Genomic DNA, 2,466 nt, shown 5'->3' with positions numbered 1-2,466 from the left:
TGCGGATTCCACGACACTTGGACACTCAGCCCACGATCATTTGGACACTCGTTCCGCGCTCACTTGGACACCTGATCCGCGTCCACTTGGACAGGCAGTCGGAGCGCAGCGACGCAGGTTTGCATTGTTAGTCTGAAGTCCCTGCCGCCGTCAATTTCGTTGCGCGTCTGCGCATCGATTCGCCCTTCAGTTCGATCCGATAAGCGTTGTGCACCAGCCGGTCGAGGATCGCATCGCCCAAGGTCGGATCGCCGATCAGTGCGTGCCATTTGTCCACTGGCATCTGGCTGGTCACTAGCGTCGAGCGGTTGCCGTAGCGGTCGTCCAGCAGTTCAAGCATGTCGCGCCGTTGCGCAGCGGTAAACGGCGCTAGGCCCCAGTCGTCCAGGATCAGCAAGTCGGTCTTGGCATAACCCGCCATCAGTTTCGCGAAGCGGCCGTCGCCGTGGGCCAGGCTTAGTTCTTCCATCAAGCGCGGCAAGCGCAGATAACGCACGCTGTAACCGTCGCGGCAGGCCTTGTGAGCCAGCGCGCAGGCGAGCCAGGTTTTGCCCACGCCAGTTGGGCCGCCGATGATCAGGTTCAGGCCGTCGCGCAGCCATTGGCCGCCACCCAGTTGCAGGATCAGGGATTTGTCCAGACCGCGCGGGCTGCGGTAATCGATGTCTTCCAGGCACGCGTTATGGCGTAGTCGTGCGGCTTTGAGGCGAGTGGCCAGGCGGGCGTCTTCACGCTCGGTTAGCTCGCGGTCGACCATGAGACCGAGGCGTTCGTCGAAGCTGAGATCGTTGATGTCCGGTGTTGCATGTTGTTCGCCAAGCGCCTTGATCATGCCGTGCAGTCGCAGAGTTTGTAGCTTATCGAGTGTCGGATTAGGCAGCATGTTCGTGCTCCTTTTTCAGGTCAGTGGTAGTAGCCAGGGCCGCGCAGATTGATATGTTCTTCAGGCAGTAACGGCAGGTTCTGCTGGGCCAGCGGTAGCCGTTCTAGGCCTTGGCGCAGGATCGATTCCAGGCTTTTGTAACTGCACGCGCCCAGTGCCAGCGCACGCTGGCAAGCGGCTTCCAGCCGCTCATGTGCTCGGTTTGGGTGGTGTGACGGCCTTTGTGCGGTGAGCGCAGATGGCTGGCCACGCGCTGGTTGGCGTGGAAGCACTCGACGGTCTTAGCGGTTAGCCGCACTTCGAGTTGGTGCTTCACCAACTGGTACGGCACCGAGTAGTAATGACCATCGACCTCGACGTGGTAGTCGATGTGTACTCGCACCTTTTTCCATTCGGCGTAGACATACGGGTGTTCCGGCAGCGGTTGCAGCGCAGGTTGGTCGATGGTCTCGAAGGCTGAGCGGCGTGAGCCGGGCAGCTTCTTGAAGGGCTTCTGATTGAGGCGATCCAGCAGCAGCGCGATGGCTGTGTTGAGTTCGCCCAAGGAGAAGAACTGGCGGTTGCGCAGCACCGCCAGGATCCACCGCTCGACCACTTGCACACCGACTTCGACCTTTGCTTTATCCCGAGGTTTGCGGGATCGAGCAGGCAACACGGCAACGCCATAGTGCTCGGCGAGATCGCGGTAACTGGGGTTGATGTCGGGCTCGTAGCGATGCGCCTTGGTGACGCCGCTGCGCAGATTGTCCGGTACCAGGATCTGCGATGTGCCGCCGAGAAAGGCGAAGCAGCGCACGTGCGAGCCCAGCCAGTCGGGCAGTTTCTGCGACCAGGTGGCCTCGGCGAAGGTGTAGCTGGACGCGCCGAGGACGGCGACGAAGATCTGCGTTTGGCGGATCTCGCCGGTTCGCCGATCAATGACTGGCACGGTCTGGCCGGCGTAATCAACGAACAGCTTCTCGCCGGCACGGTGTTCCTGGCGCATGACCACATCGATCTTCGCGGCCCAGAGACGGTAGTGCTCGCAGAACCAGCTGTACTGGAAACCTTGCGGGTGGGTGAGCCGATACTCTTGCCAAAGCAGGGCCAGGGTGACGCCCGGGCGGCGCAGCTCAGCATGCGCCCAAGCCCAATCAGGCATCGGACGTTGATCACTGGGAACCGTCGGCGCTGGCGGGAATAGGCAGCGCTCCAGATCAGCGTCTGACAAGGCCGTTGGCCAGGTCAGCCCGCAAGCGTTGAAGCGGTGCAGGTAATTGCCGGCACTGCCGCTGCTAATGCGCAGGCTGGTAGCAATTCTGCGCACGGACAGGCCGGCGTCGAACTTTAGGCGTAGTACCTCTCGGATTTTACGCATGGATATACGCTCCACGACGACCTCTTCGCTTCGAGAAAAGAGGTCGATGGTAGTGAATAATCCTGCGTTGCTGCCTGCCTGAGCTTGGGTCGGATCAGTGAGAGATCACTGTCCAAGTGCTCGTGGAATCAGTGTCCAAGTGGCCGTGGAATGAGTGTCCAAGTGAGCGTGGAATCGCTGTCCAAGTGTTCGTGGACTGGGTGTCCAAGTGCGCATGGAATCCCCA

At 60.7% G+C, this 2,466-nt stretch carries 1 protein-coding gene and 1 pseudogene; both read right to left on the bottom strand.

All coding sequences use genetic code 11. The features are described from left to right. Positions 1-127 precede the first annotated feature (127 nt). Positions 128-883 carry an IS21-like element ISPsy14 family helper ATPase IstB gene (gene istB, locus AC1DIH_RS28075; protein ID WP_477774076.1) on the bottom strand — a complete coding sequence of 252 codons (756 nt, stop codon included), beginning with the start codon at positions 881-883 and terminating at the stop codon, positions 128-130. 20 nt (positions 884-903) lie between these two features. Next, a pseudogene (istA, locus tag AC1DIH_RS28070) lies at positions 904-2,240 on the bottom strand (IS21 family transposase). Positions 2,241-2,466: the final 226 nt, after the last annotated feature.

The sequence above is a fragment of the Pseudomonas sp. 05N36 genome, assembly GCF_056397385.1.
Note: the sequence above shows the minus strand (reverse complement) of the source record. Positions and strands in the feature narration are given on the sequence as shown.